The 17206-nt window shown below is 64.6% G+C and carries 18 protein-coding genes; 13 read left to right on the top strand and 5 right to left on the bottom strand.

The genetic code is table 11. The features are described from left to right. Positions 1 to 219 precede the first annotated feature (219 nt). The 8 genes from E4P09_RS14525 to E4P09_RS14490 all read left to right on the top strand — a co-directional run bounded on the left by E4P09_RS14525 (position 220) and on the right by E4P09_RS14490 (position 7606). Positions 220 to 873, top strand: coding sequence for an RNA polymerase sigma factor (locus E4P09_RS14525; RefSeq protein WP_239025203.1), 654 nt, complete (start codon positions 220 to 222; stop codon positions 871 to 873). A 441-nt stretch (positions 874 to 1314) separates the two neighbouring features. Next, the gene (locus tag E4P09_RS14520) at positions 1315 to 1662 is read left to right on the top strand and encodes a hypothetical protein (RefSeq protein ID WP_137390375.1); all 348 of its coding nucleotides are present in this window, start codon (positions 1315 to 1317) and stop codon (positions 1660 to 1662) included. Continuing rightward, positions 1659 to 2177, top strand: coding sequence for a hypothetical protein (locus E4P09_RS14515; RefSeq protein WP_239025202.1), 519 nt, complete (start codon positions 1659 to 1661; stop codon positions 2175 to 2177). The genes E4P09_RS14520 and E4P09_RS14515 overlap by 4 nt, the downstream gene beginning before the upstream one ends. A gap of 28 nt (positions 2178 to 2205) precedes the next feature. Next, positions 2206 to 2448, top strand: coding sequence for a DUF2933 domain-containing protein (locus E4P09_RS14510; protein WP_137390374.1), 243 nt, complete (start codon positions 2206 to 2208; stop codon positions 2446 to 2448). Between the two features lie 20 nt (positions 2449 to 2468). Continuing rightward, entirely contained in the window at positions 2469 to 3143 is a 675-nt protein-coding gene (locus tag E4P09_RS14505; RefSeq protein ID WP_137390373.1) for a methyltransferase family protein, read from the top strand. 45 nt (positions 3144 to 3188) lie between these two features. Beyond that, complete coding sequence (locus tag E4P09_RS14500) at positions 3189 to 4244, top strand: type II glyceraldehyde-3-phosphate dehydrogenase (RefSeq protein ID WP_137390372.1); 1056 nt, start codon at positions 3189 to 3191, stop codon at positions 4242 to 4244. Between the two features lie 16 nt (positions 4245 to 4260). Then, positions 4261 to 5958: an alpha-glucan family phosphorylase gene (glgP, locus tag E4P09_RS14495; RefSeq protein ID WP_137390371.1), complete on the top strand. Its 1698-nt coding sequence runs from the start codon at positions 4261 to 4263 to the stop codon at positions 5956 to 5958. Between the two features lie 13 nt (positions 5959 to 5971). Beyond that, the gene (locus E4P09_RS14490; protein ID WP_137390370.1) at positions 5972 to 7606 is read left to right on the top strand and encodes an alpha-D-glucose phosphate-specific phosphoglucomutase; all 1635 of its coding nucleotides are present in this window, start codon (positions 5972 to 5974) and stop codon (positions 7604 to 7606) included. A 344-nt stretch (positions 7607 to 7950) separates the two neighbouring features. Here the strand turns inward: E4P09_RS14490 and E4P09_RS14485 are convergent, their stop codons facing one another. The 3 genes from E4P09_RS14485 to E4P09_RS14475 all read right to left on the bottom strand — a co-directional run bounded on the left by E4P09_RS14485 (position 7951) and on the right by E4P09_RS14475 (position 9831). Continuing rightward, positions 7951 to 8415, bottom strand: a complete 465-nt coding sequence (locus E4P09_RS14485) for a hypothetical protein (protein ID WP_137390369.1) — start codon at positions 8413 to 8415, stop codon at positions 7951 to 7953. Further along, entirely contained in the window at positions 8415 to 8801 is a 387-nt protein-coding gene (locus E4P09_RS14480) for a c-type cytochrome (RefSeq protein ID WP_239025201.1), read from the bottom strand. Before E4P09_RS14480 ends, E4P09_RS14485 begins: the two co-directional genes overlap by 1 nt. A gap of 211 nt (positions 8802 to 9012) precedes the next feature. Continuing rightward, entirely contained in the window at positions 9013 to 9831 is an 819-nt protein-coding gene (locus tag E4P09_RS14475) for a class I SAM-dependent methyltransferase (protein WP_137390367.1), read from the bottom strand. A 255-nt stretch (positions 9832 to 10086) separates the two neighbouring features. Here E4P09_RS14475 and E4P09_RS14465 point away from each other — a divergent pair, with 255 nt between their 5' ends. The 3 genes from E4P09_RS14465 to E4P09_RS14455 all read left to right on the top strand — a co-directional run bounded on the left by E4P09_RS14465 (position 10087) and on the right by E4P09_RS14455 (position 13094). Beyond that, positions 10087 to 10389: a hypothetical protein gene (locus E4P09_RS14465; protein ID WP_137390366.1), complete on the top strand. Its 303-nt coding sequence runs from the start codon at positions 10087 to 10089 to the stop codon at positions 10387 to 10389. A gap of 148 nt (positions 10390 to 10537) precedes the next feature. Next, on the top strand, positions 10538 to 12619 hold the full coding sequence (locus E4P09_RS14460; RefSeq protein WP_137390365.1) for a ParB/RepB/Spo0J family partition protein: 2082 nt from the start codon (positions 10538 to 10540) through the stop codon (positions 12617 to 12619). A gap of 85 nt (positions 12620 to 12704) precedes the next feature. Beyond that, positions 12705 to 13094, top strand: coding sequence for a hypothetical protein (locus tag E4P09_RS14455; RefSeq protein WP_137390364.1), 390 nt, complete (start codon positions 12705 to 12707; stop codon positions 13092 to 13094). A 12-nt stretch (positions 13095 to 13106) separates the two neighbouring features. On the opposite strand, the gene E4P09_RS14450 is transcribed toward E4P09_RS14455, so the two are convergent. Continuing rightward, positions 13107 to 14056, bottom strand: a protein-coding gene (locus E4P09_RS14450; protein ID WP_137390363.1) for an IS630 family transposase whose coding sequence is annotated in 2 segments (ribosomal slippage) — positions 13107 to 13714 and positions 13714 to 14056 — 951 coding nt in all. Because the reading frame shifts where the segments join, the coding sequence is not laid out codon by codon here. A gap of 285 nt (positions 14057 to 14341) precedes the next feature. Between E4P09_RS14450 and E4P09_RS14445 the strand changes: the two genes are divergently transcribed. Then, complete coding sequence (locus E4P09_RS14445; RefSeq protein WP_137390362.1) at positions 14342 to 14608, top strand: metal-sensing transcriptional repressor; 267 nt, start codon at positions 14342 to 14344, stop codon at positions 14606 to 14608. A gap of 13 nt (positions 14609 to 14621) precedes the next feature. Next, entirely contained in the window at positions 14622 to 15587 is a 966-nt protein-coding gene (dmeF, locus tag E4P09_RS14440) for a CDF family Co(II)/Ni(II) efflux transporter DmeF (RefSeq protein WP_137390361.1), read from the top strand. 263 nt (positions 15588 to 15850) lie between these two features. Here dmeF and E4P09_RS14435 read toward each other — a convergent pair whose 3' ends face one another. Next, positions 15851 to 17200 carry a dihydrolipoyl dehydrogenase family protein gene (locus tag E4P09_RS14435; RefSeq protein WP_137390360.1) on the bottom strand — a complete coding sequence of 450 codons (1350 nt, stop codon included), beginning with the start codon at positions 17198 to 17200 and terminating at the stop codon, positions 15851 to 15853. Between the last annotated feature and the right edge of the window lie 6 nt (positions 17201 to 17206).

Raw genomic sequence — 17206 nt, 5'->3', positions numbered from 1 at the left:
GCTGCCGGCGTGGCAGTCCGGCCTGTCGCGCCGTGCGAGCGAAGTTGCTTGGACGTGTGTCTACCCCCACTGACGGTCGATGGGTGCGCGCCTTACACCGCTTCTGCGGCGCAATGCCTGCCGGTGGGATCAGCAGACCGAATGCCCCGCGATCTATCGCCGCCCGCGCATGGTGTAATGCGGCCGACCGTGGGGCGTCTGATAGACACCAGGTGGACGATGATGGGCGATGATCACGAGACGGGCTCGGCTGGGGACAATAAGCCGCGTGCGCCTGGGAAGGCGACGGACGCCACGGTGCGCCGCGTATTGGTGGAAAGCCACCGGCAGCTGCTCGGTTTCCTGCGCCGGCGATCAGGCAGTACGGAGGAGGCTGAGGAGGTCCTGCAGGTGTTCATGCTGCGCGCCATCGAGCGATCGGCGGAACTGCGCGACGTTCGAACGGTGCGCGGCTGGCTGAGCCGGATTCTCGCGACGACCATCATCGACTATCAGCGTCGCGCTGCCCGGCGGCGGGAGGCGATCATGAGACCTGATGAATTCGAAGGTTTGTCGGTTGAACCAGACGTCGAGCTGGATGAAGCAGTCTGCAACTGCCTCTATAAGCTCCTTCCCACGCTCAAGCCGGAATACGCCGAGGTAGTCTGGCGGGTCGATCTGGTCGGGGAGCCGCGGGACCGGGTGGCCGCAAGCCTGGGCGTCACCTTGAACAACGTCACGGTGCGACTGCATCGCGGCCGCCGGGCGCTGAAGAAGCGGCTCGAGGAGATGTGCCTGACCTGTCCCGTGCATGGCTTTCTCGACTGCCATTGCGAAGCGGCCGAGCGCGCCCGCCGTCGGCGTACGGAAGCGGCCGGCGCTCCCGACCTGTAACGCCGAAGGCGTCGCTGCGTCTATCTCTACGGACGGCAGAGAAGCCAAGCGCTGATCCCGGTCAACCACCGGCTAAGCCGAGCCGGTCATTCCAGCTCAGCGACGGCCGGGCACTTTCCTGCGCTCGCGACCGGGCGCGCCGCGCCACAGGAGAAGAGCGATGAGCACGAATGCGCAGACTAAAGCGACCCAAACCGGCAATCCACCGGGCCGGACCGAAGCTTGCTGTTGCGCCCATGGTGCGCGTTCCGTTCCAGAGGAGGTGCCTCCGGCGCGGAAGCCGGCCGCGGAGCCGCGGCTAGGGGGCGTACCGCAACCCGCGCAGGACGGGTCGCAGCGCTGCTGCGGACGCGGTTGAACCCGGCGTGCCAGCCGAGGGTAGGAGAGCTGCGCCCGGTCGCAGAGACGGTCTGGTCTTCGGCGAATACTGGGAGATTGCTGATGAGCACAGTGACGCTGGAGGTTGGCGGCCTCTTCGAAGAGCTTGATCATCTCGGCGTCGAGAAGCAGCTGAGGACGGAGAAGGGCGTCCGCAGCGCCAGTGCCAGCCCTGCCTTCGACAGCGTGACGACCGACTACGAAGAGAGCGTCACGAGCGCCGACAGGCTGCAAAGGACTGTGCGGGCTGCGGCTTCCGCTGCCGCGGCCGGGTGGTGCCGCGGCACCTGTGTGAGCTGGGCGCTGCGACGTTGCCCCCGCGCCTCCGGCGGACGGTGGCCACGCCCATGTCGCGAGGTTCGGCGGGGCGGCTATGTCGATTGGAGCCCAAAGCTGCAGGAGAATCTATGACTGATCCCGGCGTTCTGCAGCCATGGCGTGCTCGCGCGGGTCTTGCGGTTCTTCTCCTGGCCCTCGTCGCCTTCGCGGTTATGCTCGCCGGGTTCGGCAGGCCGGCGTCGGCGGCGGTTGACGAGAGGTACAAGATAGCGGATGGCCTCGCAGTCTATCTTGGCGTGCTGCCGGCGCAGGTGCTTCGCGGTCACCCACCGGAGCATGCGGAGCGCTCGATGCACGGCGGTCCGCCTGGCGGGCGCCACGATTACCATCTCGTCATTGCGGTATTTGACGCTGCATCCGGCGCGCGGATCAACGATGCCAACGTGACGGCCACGGTTTTCGGCTTGGGGTATGTCGGGAGCAGCCGGCGCCAGCTCGAACCCATGAGTCTCGCGGACACTGTGACCTACGGCGGATTTATCGCCCTGCCAGGCAACGACCGCTACACGATTACGATCGACATCCGGCGCCCGGGTCAAGGCTCTCCGGTCCGGGTCGACTTCGTTTACCAGCACGGCGCGCGATGAGACGGAGCGCACGCGAGGAGAGGACAGAATGGATCACGGAGAGAACAGGCGCGGGTTCTTCGAATCACGCGTCAATATCGCCTTGGTCGGCTTTCTGGCGATTGCCGGCTTTTTTCTGATCGCTGAACATTGGGCACATGTCCTTGGCTACTGGCCATGGTTGCTGCTCCTTGCCTGTCCCCTTCTGCATATCTTCATGCACGGAGGCCATGGCGGCACGGGAAATTCCGATAGCCGGGATCGGCAGCCGCCAGAGCCGCATCGCCACTGACCGGACGGGGGTAATTCGAAATGACCGACACTGCGCCCGCCTACGGCCTGTGGGGCCTTGCAATTATAAACTCTGCGATCTTCATTCTGTTCGCGTTCAGCTTTTTCAAGCCGCGCACGGCGCGCGACTGGCGCTCCTTCGGCGCGTTCAGTGCCTTCCTTGTGGCGCTGTTCACCGAAATGTACGGCTTCCCGCTGACGATCTACCTGCTCTCAGGATGGCTGCAGAGCCGCTATCCACAGGTGGAGTGGTTTTCGCACGACGCCGGCCATCTGCTCGAGATGCTGTTCGGCTGGGAGGCGAACCCGCATTTCGGACCCTTCCACCTCCTGAGCTTCGCCTTCATCGGTGGCGGCTTCATCCTGATTTCGGCCGCATGGAAGGTGCTTTATGAGGCGCAGCGGCGGCATTCGTTGGCGACCGCCGGTCCCTACGCTTATCTGCGCCACCCGCAATATGTCGGGTTCGTCCTCGTCATGTTCGGCTTTCTGCTGCAGTGGCCGACTCTGCTGACACTGGTGATGTTCCCCGTCCTTGTCGCCATGTACGTCCGATTGGCAAGAGCCGAAGAGCGCGAGGCGCTCGCGGAGTTTGGCGATGCCTATCGCCGATACATGGTCGAGGTGCCGGGATTTTTTCCAAGATTTTCACGTCGGGCCGGCCGCGATTCGCGCGGCGGTGCACGGCTGCCATGATCGGGCGAGGCCGACCGATGCAGCCCCAAACGCAAGGAGGAACAGATGAACGGAAGCAGCAAGACCCGTGTGGCGGTTAACGGTTACGGCGTCATCGGCAAGCGCGTGGCCGAGGCGGTCGCCCGGCAGGACGATATGGAGCTTGCCGGTGTGTCTGACATCGGTACCGACTGGCGGCCCCGCATGGCGACGCACAAGGGATTCCGCCTTTATGGCGCCGGGGCCGAGCATGTGCAGGCGATGCGCGATGCAGGTCTCAACGTCGCAGGGACCCTCGACGACCTGCTCGGAGCGGCTGACCTGGTCGTCGACTGCACGCCGAAGCGCGTTGCGGCAAAGAACGTCGACCTTTACCGGAAGAGGGGGATCAAGTTCATCCTCCAGGGCGGCGAGAGGCACAACGTGACGGGCCACTCCTTCGTCGCCGAGGCGAACTATGCAAGTGCTCTCGACCGGGATAGCACGCGCGTCGTCTCCTGCAACACAACCTCGACCGTTCGGACCCTGACCGCACTGAAGCAAGCGGGGCTGCTGCGCCGCGCCCGCGGCACGTTGCTCCGCCGCGCCACCGACCCGTGGGAGAGCCATGAGGGCGGGATCATGAACACGCTGGTGCCCGAACCCGAGATCCCAAGCCATCAAGGGCCGGATGCCCGGAGCGTCGACCCGGAGCTGGACGTCATCACGATGGCGGTTAAGGTCCCGGAGACCCTGGCGCACCTTCATTACTGGTCCGTGCAGATGACGCGCAAGGCCGACAAGGAGGAGGTGCTGGATGCGTTCCGTGCGGTCTCGCGTATCGCCCTCATCCGCATGGATGAGGGGCTGACGGCGCTCAACACGGTCAAGGAACTCATGATCGACCTCGGCCGGCCGCACGAAAATCTCTACGAAGTGGCGCTCTGGGGCGACATGCTGAAGGTGGAGGGCGATGAGCTCTTCTACGCCTACATGGTCGACAATCAGGCCATCGTGATCCCTGAGACCATCGACGCCATTCGGGCCCTCACCGGCACGATCCGCGAGGCCCGCGAATCCATCGCAAAGACCGATGCGGCGCTCGGAATCGGCCTGATCACCGAAGCGCTCGGCGCGAGGTGATGAAGGGGCAAATCCGATGATCTCATCAGTGGATCCGTTTCTGCCGCGCACCCGCATCGCCTATTTCTCAATGGAGATTGCGATTCGGCCGGAGATGCACACCTACTCCGGCGGGCTTGGCGTCCTCGCCGGTGACACCGCCCGGTCCTGCGCCGACCTGGACCTTCCTGTCGTGTTCGTGACCCTGGCCAGCCGGGAGGGCTATCTCCGCCAGGAGATCGACAGTGATGGCTACCAAGTCGATCTTCCCGACCCATGGGATCTGGCGGAGTGGGCGATGCCGCTCGATGCCGCGGTGGCCGTCCGGATCGAGGGGCGTCCGGTGTGGATTCGGCCGTGGCTCCACGTTGTGACCTGCCCGACCGGCCACACCGTGCCCGTCCTGCTGCTGGATACGCGGCTCGAGCAGAACGATCCCTCCGACCGCGCGATCACCGATCGACTTTACGGTGGAGATGAGGTCTACCGGCTCAAGCAGGAGATCGTGCTCGGGATCGGCGGTGAGCGGCTGCTGCATGCGCTCGGCTTCGAGGTGGAAACATACCACCTGAACGAGGGTCACGCCGCCTTGCTCGCAGCCGCACTGCTTCGCCGGCATCCACGCCCGGCCGACCGGCCGAGGGAAGGTGCATTGCGTTATGACGCCGAGCCGGTGCGCGAGCGCTGTGTGTTCACCACCCACACCCCGGTCGAGGCCGGACACGATCGCTTCTCCTATGATGACGCGGTCAGGCTGCTCGGCGATTTTATCGAGAGCGACCAGTTGAAGCTGATGGCCGGCGAAGACCGGCTCAATATGACGCGTTTGGCGCTCAACTTGAGCGGTTACATCAACGGCGTGGCGACGCGCCACGCCCAGACGGCTCGGCAGATGTTCCCTGGGTACAGCATCCGGGCGGTCACAAACGGCGTGCATGTGCCGACCTGGGCGCATCCCGCCTTTGCCCGCCTTTTCGAGGCGGTCGCGCCGGACTGGGGACACGACCCCGAACAGTTGGCCGCTGCGGATCAGCTCCCCGACGACGCAGTGTCGACGGCGCATGCGGAGGCCAAGAGGGACTTACTGGCCGAAGTCCAGGGCCTGACCGGCATCGCGATGGCACCCGACCTGCCGGTGATCGCTTTCGCCCGACGGATGACCGGTTACAAGCGGCCGGATCTGCTGTTCGCCGACATCGAGCGGTTACGGGCGATCAATCGTGCGCATCCTTTCCAGCTCGTGATGGCGGGCAAGGCGCACCCGCGGGATAATCCCGGCAAGGCCCTTGTCCACGAGGTTCACGCCCACATGCGGCGGCTGGTGGGTGAGATCCCGATGGCGTTCCTGCCTAACTACGACTTGACGCTTGCGAAGGTTCTGGCTGCAGGTGCGGACATTTGGCTCAACACCCCGGTACCGCCGATGGAAGCCTCGGGCACGAGCGGGATGAAGGCGGCGCTTAACGGCGTCCTGAACCTGAGCGTCCTCGACGGCTGGTGGATCGAAGCCTGCATCGAAGGCGTGACGGGCTGGGCGATTGGGCGGGACGACGGTAAGCACGACGACGACGCGGTGAATCTCTACGAAACACTCGAAGAGAAGATCCTGCCGCTCTACCACGACGACCGAGGCCGCTGGACCTGGATGATGAAGCAGGCGATCAGCAAGATCGGCCCACGCTTCAACAGCCAGCGCATGATGCGCCGCTATGCCAGCGAAGCCTATCTCCGGTGATGCCGGTTCCAACATGACTGTTCGCTCGATCCCCACGCGACCGTTTCCCGATCAGCAGCCGGGTACCTCGGGATTGCGCAAGAAGGTGGCCGTCTTTCAGCAGCCACAGTATCTCGAGAACTTCGTTCAATCGGTCTTCGACACGCTCGTTGGGCGTTCCGGTGCGATCTTGGTCGTCGGCGGCGACGGGCGATATCATAACCGTTGCGCCATCCAGACCGTCATCAAGATGGCCGCCGCGAACGGCTTTGGTCGGATCATCGTCGGCCGCGAGGGGCTGCTGTCCACGCCGGCCGCCTCCGGCCTCATCCGCAAGCGCGCCGCCCTTGGCGGCCTGATCCTCTCAGCAAGTCACAATCCGGGCGGTCCCGAGGGCGATTTCGGAATCAAGTACAACGGATCGAACGGCGGTCCGGCGCCGGAGGCTCTCACCGAGGCCATCTACGCCCAGAGCCGGAAGATCCATGCCTACCGTATCGTCGAGGCACGAGACCTCGATATCGACCGGCTCGGCGTAACCGTCCTCGGCGACACGGCCGTGGAGGTCGTGGATCCGATTGCCGACTACGCGGCCCTGATGGAGGCACTCTTCGATTTTGATCGGGTTCGGGAGCTGTTCGCGACGGGCGGCTTTCGGATGCGCTTCGACGCCATGAACGCGGTGACGGGCCCCTATGCCCGCATGATTCTGGAAGACCGCCTCGGCGCGCCGTCCGGAACCGTGGTCAACGGCGTGCCGCTGCCCGACTTCGGGCGCCGCAAGCCGGATCCGAACCTCGTCAATGCGCGGGAGTTGGTCGAGGCCATGAACCATGCCGATCCGCCCGACCTCGGCGCCGCCTCCGATGGCGATGGGGATCGCAACATGATCCTCGGCCCCGGCTTCTTCGTGACCCCGAGCGACAGTTTGGCGATCCTTGCTGCCAACGCGCCTCTCGCCCCCGGGTACCGCGCCGGACTTGCCGGCGTTGCCCGGTCGATGCCGACCAGCCGCGCACTCGATCGGGTCGCCGAGGATCTCGGCATCCCCTGCTTCGAGACGCCAACCGGCTGGAAGTTCTTCGGTGCCCTGCTCGACGCCGACAAGGTCACCATCTGCGGCGAGGAGAGCTTCGGCACAGGCTCGAACCATCTACGCGAGAAGGATGGGATGTGGGCAGTTCTGCTGTGGCTGAACATTTTGGCTGTGCGCCGGCAGCCGCTGCCCGAGATCGTGCGCGATCACTGGCGCAAATACGGACGGCACTTGTATTCGCGGCACGACTACGAGGACCTGGAGGAGGTCGCCGCGACCGCGCTCATGGACCGGCTGCGCGGCTGCGTCACCGAACTGGCCGGGCGCCGACTTGGGGCTTCGACGGTCCGCTTTGGCGACGACTTCAGCTATACCGATCCGGTCGATCATCACGTGACACACCATCAGGGCATCCGGATCTTCCTGGACGACGAATCCCGGATCGTCTACCGGCTGTCCGGCACGGGGAGCGGCGGAGCGACCTTGAGGATTTATATCGAGCGTTACGAACCGGACACAAAGCGGCAGAACCAAGATGCGACGGTTGCGCTCGCGGACTTGGCAGCCATGGCCCGTGAGCTTGCCGATATTCCTCGCCGCCTCGGACGGAATGCGCCGTCCGTCGCTACCTGAGTCGACCCACGACCGCGACGTCTGTCGGCACCTCCAGCTCTTTCGCCGGTCAGCACGACTTCCGCAAGAGCAAGGTTCTTCCGCGAACACTCGGGCCCATGGCTCAACTCGTGCCGCAATCGCTGCTTTGATCGGCCTACGACCGATCGACCGGAGTAAACATCACCGCATCAAACCGGCGCTGGAAAAGGCGATGCCAAGAAGTTCGTCCGTTACCGCAGCTACCGATGTTGATTTTTGCCGGATCAGAGGTGAGTGATCAGCGAGATACCCACAGAAGCAAGGCAAATTTCCAGTGGAGCTGATTTTGGAACCTGCGTTCGGGTCATGACTGATTCTTTTCACTAGGCATTCCTGCTGATCGGGCGTCGAGCCCACCAGAAGGCCACGAGGGGTACGGCGATCCATTGGGCGAAAGGTGAAACCCCCGCCCCGATCAGCGGAAGTCTGGGCATGTAGTCCGTATAGGCCCAGCTGCCCCTAATCTCCGTGTTCAACCACTCGCTGAATACCGTATAGGCAAGCCCGCCGAGCAGGGCGAATGCGGCCACGCTCTGGAACCGCGCGTGCGGCCAACGCCCGTCTCCGACGATCACGAGGGCGGCGAGCAGGGCCATGCTTGCGATCAGGACGTCGCCTCCGGTGCAGTGTAGAACAGCAAAGACAATCTCGTCGGGCTTACCATCGCGCCACAGAGTGTAGAGTGGCAGCTGCGCAATTTCCCAGACGAGGTTTCCGCAAGTGGTCGCGACAAAATAACGCCGCAGGATGATCAGCCAGTCGCCGACGGCTGCTGCTGGCGTCTCCATCACCGCCACTTCTCCTTCTGCCCGGGGCGGCTCCGCCGGATCCGGATTTCGTCCGGCCATTTGCTTTTGATAAACGCGAGAACTGCCCAGATCTTCTCGGCGGTGAGTACCGAACCGAACGCTGGCATGTCGCTCTGGTAACTCTCGGGCGCGAGGGGCGGCACAAGACCGGCCTCGGTAATGCGAAAGAGCTGCTCGTCCGGATGGCGCCAGGTATGCCCCGTTTCGTCGTGTGGAGGGGCCGGCAGCCGGCCGTCCGCTTCGCGGACCCGCCAGTTCGCTTGCCCTTCGAGATTGGCCCCGTGGCAGCTCGCGCAGTGCTGCTGGTAGACCGCCGCGCCGCGCGCTATCTGCTGGGTGTTGTCTGCGTCAGCGCGGTCGCCCAATGGCCGGTTCCGGAGCATCCATCCGGCGCCGCCCGCCAGGATGACAATAGCGGTGGCGAGGAGCAGACTTGTGAACGTCCAACGTCTCCAGTGGCTCATTCGCAGCCGTCGACCTGTTGCACTCCGGCCGCAATCTCTTGAGTCTTGAACGGAGCGGCGTCAAGAGTCACCATTTCTCTCATGTACGGGTGCCTTCTTACCCGATGGCCCGCTAGTCTGATGCGCAAACAGCGATGTGCGTCGACATCGGAAAGATCAGTTCGTCGCCCTCGCCGTATTGGCTTACGACGGAAGCGATCTCGTGAGCGACCGCCTGGACCAGCGCGAAGCGCTCGGTTTCGTCCAGCCGGGTGAACGCGGGAATCGACGTGGCCGCTCCTAAGACCGTGAGTTGCACGAAGCGGTCTGGCGAAGGAAGGTGAATCTCGAGCGACCGCGGCGTGATCTCGACCTTGGAGAAGTTGGTGGTGCCCAAAAGTGCCCGCAACTCTTCGGCGTCCCCTAGGGAGAAGGACAGATCCACTGCGGAGATGGGCACGCCGAGATGACGGGCCGTCGCGTCAAACAACGCTTCGAAAACCGGATGGCGTTCCAGAGCCTGCCATACACTAATGATGGCCCGCCCGCCATCAGTCAGGACCCTCCGCATTTCTGCCACCGCCGCGGCGCGGTCGGAAAAGAATTGCACTCCTTGCTGGCACAACGCGAGATCGATGATCCCGTCCGGTAGCTCGAGTCTGCGCGCATCCCCCTCGCACCACTCGATTGGCGCGCCCGCCGGCGCGGGCAGTGCACGGGCTACTGCCAGCATGGCAGCGCTTATATCGATCGCGACGATTCTACCCGCCACGCCGACCATCGGCGCAACCTGTCGCGCGACGCTGCCTGTACCGCAGGCGAGATCGAGGACACTCTCCCCGCGTCGCGGAGAAGCGTATTTGAGGAGCACCCGGGTCCAGGGATCCGCAATCGCGGGTCCCAAATAGTGCTCGTACACCTCGGCTGGGTTGGAGCTGTCGTTTCTGCCCATGGGCTTTCTCCTGCCGCATCTTCGTACCAGGAATTCCGGTCACTACAGCCTCGCCGTCTGGAGCCGCGCCGCGTTAGAGATGACGCTCACTGATGAGGGCCATGGCGGCAGCCGCGATGATCGGCGAGAGCATGATCCCAAAGAACGGGTAGAGCAGGCCGACTGCGACCGGCACTCCGAGCGTGTTACAGATGAAGACGAAGAACAAGTTCTAATGGATGTTGCGCGACAGTCACCTGCTCGGGATGCGCGCTGATGCCGTTGCTGCTGGATAAAAGGGTGAGGACCTACGGCTTCGTCTCCATTCGCGGCGCACTACAGCGAGAGGTGGAAGCCGGATCCTATCCCGAGTGCGAGTTCTGCCCTTCCGTTCCTTTTTTGCACATGCGTTGCCCGCGGACACGCGAACGCTTCTTCCTGCCCGATTCGGTATGTCGAATCGGCGCACTCTATTCAGAAATCGACGCCGACTGGCGCGATTTTCGCGATTACCTCCGCGATCGCTGTCGTTCCCGCCACGGCCGAATGGTCATGAACACCGGACGTCGCAGGTCCTGAGATGAGGATTTTCGAGGAGCATGCCGCTTCTCAGATCGGCCTAGGCGGCCCACGAAACCGGGAGAGGGAGAGGACGATCGGATTTTGGTAACGGGCTCGAGAGGCGAGAGAGAGGCTCTTGCCGGTCCGTCGCTGAAAGGATCTCCCGATGAACGGTCCAGACTTCATCCAGAACATCCCCCTCGACAGGCTCGCCAAGTCGCCGCGCAACGCACGCAGGACGCCGCCGTCGGAGACGGCCGAAGCAGAGCTGAGGGCGAGCATCGCCGTCCATGGCCTCCAGCAGAATCTTGTCGTCACACCGGCCAATGGGGACGGCGTTCATGAGGTGATCGCTGGCGGTCGCCGTCTCGCCGCGCTGAAGGCATTGCAGGCGGAGGGCAAGCTGCCGTCGGACTGCGTCGTGCCCTGCTTCATCCGGACGCACAATGCGGCCGAACTCTCGCTCGCGGAGAACATCGTCCGCCAGGCGATGCACCCGGCCGATCAGTTCGAGGCCTTCGCCGCCTTGGTAGACGCAGGTGAGACCGTGCCGGCGATCGCGGCCCGTTTCGGTGTCTCCGAGAAGCTCGTCCGCCAGCGTCTCAAGCTCGGCAAGGTCGCGCCCAAGCTTCTCGCCGCCTACCGGGCCGAAGAGATGGACCTTGAGACGCTGACAGCCTTCACCTTGGCCGACAGCCATCGCCGTCAGCTCGCGGTCTGGAAGCAGGTCAGGGATGAGCATTACGGCGTCTCGCCCCACACGGTTCGCCGCCTCCTGACCGAGAAGTCGATCTCCTCCACCTCGCGGCTCGGCCGCTTCGTCGGTGCTGAAGCCTACGAGCAGGCCGGCGGACGCGTGACCCGCGACCTCTTCAGCGAGCGGGACGAGGGCTATTTCGATGATGCCAAGCTGGTCCACAAGCTCGCCCTCCAGAAGCTCGCGGCCAGGGCCAAGGAGCTTGAGGCGACCTGGAAATGGGCCAAGCCGATGCTCGAGCCAGACTACGGCTTCACCGCGGAGTTCGCCCGTGTCCATCCCCAGCCCATCGATGTGCCGGCCGAGGTCACCGAGGAACTGGAACGCCTCGACCAGCGCGAGGACGACCTGACGAACCTCGATGAAGAGGACTGGACCGAGGGGCTCGAAGCCGAAGCCGACCAGCTCGCCGCCCGGCGCGAAGAGCTGCAGCAGGTCATCCAGGAGCATACCGCGTTCAGCGACGACGATCGCAAGCGCGCCGGCTGCATCGTCACCATCGGCCATGACGGCGATTTCCAGGTCTATGAGGGCCTGATCCCGCGCGACGAGCTCTCCCGGGACAACGATGACGTCTCGGGTGAAGAGCCTGGCGAGATGCCGTCGGATCGATCGCCCGAGGCGGCCTTATCGGGTGAGCAGGCGGTCCGCAAGGCGCATGGGCTCAGCCAGGTGCTGATCGACGATCTGAAGGCCCACCGGCTCCAGATCACCAAGGCCCATCTGGCGCAAGACTTCGAGACCAGCTTCGATGTTGCGCTCTACAGCCTGTGCATCGGCATCCTGCATCTCGGCTATCGCGCCAATCCCCTCGATCTCCGCGCGGTCCAGACCCATGAGCACAGCTCGCTCGGCGACCTCAAGGAGACGCCGGCAGCTCAGCTCCTGGCGGCGCGGTGCGACGGACTGGACCTCGCCTGGCTTAGCCTGCCGCCCGCCGAGGGCTTTGCCCAGCTCTGCGCGCTCCCACCAGAAGCCAAGCAGACGCTGTTCGCCTGGTGTGTCGCACAGACCTTACAGACCCAGCTCGCCTTCGAGGACAAGGCCGATCCGGTGATCGAGCGGGTCGGCGAGCGACTCGACATCGACTTCTCGGCCTATTGGCGCCCCACGACGGAGAACTACTGGGGGCGGGTCAAGAAGTCTCATGCGCTGGAGGTCGGCGCCACTGTGCTCGGGGCACGCTGGGAACGCGACCACGACAAGGACAAGAAGCCCGTGCTCGCCAAGGCACTGGAAGCCGCCTTCGCGGGCGACGGCACGACTACGCTCGGCCTGGACTCGGAGACGGCCGCACGGGCCGGCGCCTGGATCCCACCCGGGATGGCATACGGCGCATCGCGCGATGACCCGCCGCCCGCCGACACCAGCAACGTGGACGAGCCTGACCGGATCGATTCTGAGCCCGGTTCGGCCTCGGCAGCGGAGATGGTACCGGCTTTCCTGACCGCCGATTCCGAGCCTGCGGACACTGAGGTCCCCCAAGCCTAGGGGCCCGCCGACGACGACCGGCGGGTATGCCGATATGCGGCGTGCCCGCCGGTTCCCTCCATGTTTCCGATCCCGGAGATCCATCATGATAACGAACTACCGCATGCTCGACCGCGAGCCGGGCCAGCGTCTCATGACCGTGCGCACGCACGACATCAAGCGCATCGAGGAATACGATCCGGACCCGGACCTGTCGTACCTAGAACCCGATGCCAGTCCCGAATATGCCGCGCAGAACGCCGAGCGGCTGGCGGCCTACCGCGCGGGCGCGTGGCACTGCATCGGCCTCAAGGCTCGGGCCAGCTTCCTCATCGGTCTCGGCGAAGTGGCCGTGATCCAGACCGTCGAGAGTCCCGGCCTGTGGGGTATCGAGAGCGACAGCGACCCCAGCTATCTCGACGAGGTGTTTCACGAAGAGGCGCAGACCCTACGCGACATGCTCGCGCAGCTGAACGTCTCGGTCATCGACGCCTAGAGCAGATTCCCATCATTTGGGTTCATAACCTGCGGCGGTGAAGAAGTTCCGGCATTGGTCGGGTGTGAAGGCATCGAGCGCGGTGGCGACGGCGTTCCAGAGGGCGTCGCGGGTGCGGGCGGCGGCCTTGCGGACGAGGGCCTTGAGCTCGGCGAAGGCGTTCTCGATCGGATTGCAGTCGGGGCTGTAGGGCGGCAGGAAGCGGAGCTCCGCGCCGGCAGCCTCGATGGCCTCGCGCACGGCGACGCCCTTGTGGCTGCCGAGATTGTCCATGATCACTACGTCGCCCGGCCGGAGCGTCGGCCCGAGAACCTGCCGGACATAGGCGAGGAAGCTGTCGCCGTTGATCGCTCCGTCGATCACCATCGGCGCGTCGATCCCCGACAGCCTCAACCCGGCGACAAAGGTCGTGGTGCGCCAGTGCCCGTGCGGGATCGGGGATCGCAGGCGCTCGCCTCGCGGCGCCCGGCCGCGGAGCCTGGTCATCTTCGTGTTCAGCCAGGTCTCATCGATGAAGACGAGCCGTTCGGGGTCCAGGTCCGGTTGCGCCTCGAACCAGGCCTGGCGGGCGGCGGCGACGTCGGCGCGCTCCTGTTCGGCGGCGTGGGCCGACTTTTTTTGAACGTCCAGCCGTGGCGGCGGAAGAAGCGGTGCACGGTCGAGGGGGCGAAACGCTCGCCGTGCTCGACCGCGAGGCGCTCGGAGATCTCGGCCAGCGTGATGTGCGCCGCCTCCTCGACCATGGCGAAGATCGCGGAACCGAGCGCCTCGATCCGCTCGGAGCGCCGGTCCCCGCCTTGCGCCCGCGGCGCCACCGATCCTGTCTCGCGCCAGAGCCGGTGCCACTTCACCGCCGCCGACGGGGCGATGCCGAACCGGGCCGCTGCCGCACGGCAACTCTGGCCCGCGTTGATCGCGTCCACGACACGCTGCCTGAGATCGAGGGAGAGAGGTCTGGTCATGAAGGCTGGCCTCCTCACCAGCCTTCACGATGAATCACACCTCAGCCCAAATGGGAATCCCCTTCAGCGATTCCATGCGGTCGCGAAGTGCTCTAGTGTTTCGCTGTGGCGCGGGACCTTGTCGGCCAATGACATCGCGTCCCTCCCGCGGGCGTCGAACTCGGTCAAGAGGGGGCGTTTCTCCGACGCACCTCGCCAGGCCCAGAGGATCTGTCGCAAACACGGATACCCTCGCACGACTTCTCGCGTTTGACTGTATCCTCTCCAGGGGGATAGGATCGGACCATGAGTCACGCAGACAATCCGGACATCCTCAAGCGTCTTCGCCGCGCTGAAGGCCACCTCGCATCCGTCGTCCGCATGGTCGCGGAGGGACGGGACGGGCTAGCCATCGCCCAGCAGATGCAGGCGGTGATCAGGGCCCTTGAAAAGACGAAGCAGATGCTGATTCTCGACCACATCGACCACCATCTGGGCGAGGTCACCGGACCGCTGCCGCCTGACGTGCAGCAGAAGATCGCGGCGTTTCGCGAGATCACGAAATACCTTTGAGCGGAGTCATCGAATGCACTCTGATTCCGTCGAATCCTGGCGGCACGAGCATGTCTTCCTGGGTGTGGATCATGACCGTAACGAGCGGCGGACCTGGATTGTCATTGCCCTGACGGCCGTGATGATGGTGGGAGAGATCATCGCCGGGGCCATGTTCGGGTCGATGGCGCTGCTCGCCGATGGCTTCCACATGGCGACCCATGCCGGGGCGCTGACGATTGCGGCTGTCGCCTATCTCTATGCCCGCCGCCATGCCCATGACGCGCACTTCACCTTCGGAACCGGCAAGCTCGGAGAGCTGGCCGGATATTCGAGCGCGGTCATCCTGGCGGTCATCGCCCTGCTGATCGGCTTCGAGTCCGTGCTCCGCCTGACCGCTCCTATCCCGATCCAGTTCAACGAGGCCATCGCCGTGGCCATTCTGGGCTTGCTCGTCAATCTGGCGAGCGCCTGGCTGCTCCGCGATGGTGATCATCACGATCGTCAGCACCATGACCATGGTTGGCACGATGATCACCGGCGCGGGCATGCGCATGGTCATCAGGATCACAACCTGCATTCGGCCTATTTCCACGTCCTCACAGACGCCCTGACCTCTGTTCTGGCGATTATCGGCCTTCTCGCCGGGCGATTTTACGGCTGGCTGTGGATGGACCCGCTCATGGGCATTGTGGGAGGTGTCGTGATTGCCCGTTGGTCATGGGGCCTGCTACGCGGCGCGGGGGCGGTCCTGCTCGACACGGTGCCGGACAGCGCTTTGTCGGAGCGGATCCGTCATACGCTCGAACAGGGCGGGGATCGGGTCTCCGATCTGCATCTGTGGCGGATCGGTCCCGGCCATATGGCGGTGATCGTATCGGTCGTATCCGATCGTCCCCAAGCACCCGGCTATTACAAAGCGAAGCTCCAGGGGCTGTCGCAGCTCTCGCACGTAACCATTGAAACCCACCGCTGCGAACACGTGCGGCAAGCGGCATGAGCCGATGCCGCGCTCCGGGCAACACGGCCAATCAGCAGGCGAATCGACGACCCAAACGGCGCTGCGGGCAAGTGCACAGTATTCGCTGATGGCGCGTACGAGCGGCCGCAAATCATCAGGTTCGCACCTGATATCCGGGGAGGGGCGGCTATATCAGCTGCCAGACTTTCAAGACGGATGGTCGGCTGCCGATGAGGGTCGACTTAGGGCTTGAGCGCCGTCCGCGCACCGAAGGTTGGGGCCGGCCCCCCAACAGGACGCCTTTACAGCATATAGCCGATGTCCGAGGCCCCGGTCGGGTAGGCGAACATGGTGGATTTCAGGGCCTCGGCCGTCAGCCCATGGCGGATCGCCAGAGCGAAGAGATTGATGACCTCATTGGCGTGCGGGCCGACGAGATGCGCGCCAAGGATGCGCTCGGTCCCGTCCTCGACCATTGTCTTGAAGACATAGACCGGCTCGGCCGCTTGTCGAGCCGTAAACCAGTCGGAAGCCTTCTGCGTCTGCACGCGGAATTTGAGGCCTTTCCGGCGCGCTTCCGCCTCACTGAGGCCTACGGCCGCAATGGGCGGAATCGTGAAAGCGACGCTTGGGACACCACGATAGTCGGGCTTGTGCCGGTTCCCTTCCAGCAGGTTCGCGGCCACGATCTTGGCATCATGGCTCGATACTGGCGTGAGTGGCGGGCCTGAGTTGGCGGCATCTCCTGCCGCATAGACAGCCGGGTTTGAGACGCTTTGTAGGTGTTCGTTGAGCTGCAAACGGCCATCCTTCACCGCCACCATGGCGGCCTTCAGATCGAGGCTGTCAATAGCGGGCACGCGGCCCGCCGCATGAACCACCAAGTCCGTCTCGACGGTAACGACCTGCCCGCCCGATGAGGCGTTCACTCGATATCCGCTCCCGGTCTTCTCGACACCCTCGACGGTTGTTCCGGTCCGCACGTCGATCCCGATTACCTGGAACCTCTCCATGAGCCAGCCGACCAGCTCCGGCTCGAAATGGGTCAGCATGCGCTCGCCCCGTTGCAGCAGCGTGACCTGCGCCCCAGCCCGCGCCGCGATATGCGAGAACTCGGCGGCGATGTAGCCGCCGCCGACCATGACGATCCGCTGCGGCAGCGCCTCGAGGGCAAGGAACTCTTCATTCGTGATCAGGTGCTCCTCGCCGGGAAGGCCGAGCGTTACCGGCCGTGCCCCCGTGGCGATCAGGATGTGCCGGGCTTCGAGCGTCTGCCCCTCGACCGCGATGCTGTTCCGGCCGGTGAACCGTGCCTGTCCGTGGAAGGTGACAATGCCCTTTGCGGCATAGCCTTCCTCATGCCTCTGCGGCACCGGATCGGTGAAGCTGCGCTTGAAGGCGATCAGCCCCGGCCAGGCGATATGTAGCCCATCCGACACAATGCCCTTACCCTCCATGCGCCGGGCATGGTCGAGGGCGGAGGCCCCGCCGACGAGCATCTTCTTCGGATCGCAGCCGCGCAGGGCGCAGGTGCCGCCGAACGGACGGCAGTCGATCACGGCGACGGTCCAGCCAGCCGCACGGCAGCGCATGGCCGCAACCCGCGCCGCCGTGCCCGTCCCGATCACGATGAGGTCGAACTTTTCAGTCACGACACC

The organism is Rhodoligotrophos defluvii, assembly GCF_005281615.1.
In the GTDB taxonomy this organism is placed as follows: Bacteria; Pseudomonadota; Alphaproteobacteria; order Rhizobiales; family Im1; genus Rhodoligotrophos; species Rhodoligotrophos defluvii.
The sequence above is the reverse complement of the archived record's forward strand: the minus strand, read 5'-3'. Positions and strand labels throughout refer to the sequence as shown.

Bases quoted from the DNA above. Each gene is read 5' to 3' on its own strand.
- E4P09_RS14505 (WP_137390373.1), top strand. From the start codon at position 2,469: ATGACCGACACTGCGCCCGCCTACGGCCTGTGGGGCCTTGCAATTATA.
- E4P09_RS14500 (WP_137390372.1), top strand. From the start codon at position 3,189: ATGAACGGAAGCAGCAAGACCCGTGTGGCGGTTAACGGTTACGGCGTC.
- E4P09_RS14520 (WP_137390375.1), top strand. From the start codon at position 1,315: ATGAGCACAGTGACGCTGGAGGTTGGCGGCCTCTTCGAAGAGCTTGAT.
- E4P09_RS14455 (WP_137390364.1), top strand. From the start codon at position 12,705: ATGATAACGAACTACCGCATGCTCGACCGCGAGCCGGGCCAGCGTCTC.
- glgP (WP_137390371.1), top strand. From the start codon at position 4,261: ATGATCTCATCAGTGGATCCGTTTCTGCCGCGCACCCGCATCGCCTAT.
- dmeF (WP_137390361.1), top strand. From the start codon at position 14,622: ATGCACTCTGATTCCGTCGAATCCTGGCGGCACGAGCATGTCTTCCTG.
- E4P09_RS14445 (WP_137390362.1), top strand. From the start codon at position 14,342: ATGAGTCACGCAGACAATCCGGACATCCTCAAGCGTCTTCGCCGCGCT.
- E4P09_RS14490 (WP_137390370.1), top strand. From the start codon at position 5,972: ATGACTGTTCGCTCGATCCCCACGCGACCGTTTCCCGATCAGCAGCCG.
- E4P09_RS14510 (WP_137390374.1), top strand. From the start codon at position 2,206: ATGGATCACGGAGAGAACAGGCGCGGGTTCTTCGAATCACGCGTCAAT.
- E4P09_RS14475 (WP_137390367.1), bottom strand. From the start codon at position 9,831: ATGGGCAGAAACGACAGCTCCAACCCAGCCGAGGTGTACGAGCACTAT.
- E4P09_RS14465 (WP_137390366.1), top strand. From the start codon at position 10,087: ATGCCGTTGCTGCTGGATAAAAGGGTGAGGACCTACGGCTTCGTCTCC.
- E4P09_RS14525 (WP_239025203.1), top strand. From the start codon at position 220: ATGATGGGCGATGATCACGAGACGGGCTCGGCTGGGGACAATAAGCCG.
- E4P09_RS14515 (WP_239025202.1), top strand. From the start codon at position 1,659: ATGACTGATCCCGGCGTTCTGCAGCCATGGCGTGCTCGCGCGGGTCTT.
- E4P09_RS14460 (WP_137390365.1), top strand. From the start codon at position 10,538: ATGAACGGTCCAGACTTCATCCAGAACATCCCCCTCGACAGGCTCGCC.
- E4P09_RS14485 (WP_137390369.1), bottom strand. From the start codon at position 8,415: ATGGAGACGCCAGCAGCAGCCGTCGGCGACTGGCTGATCATCCTGCGG.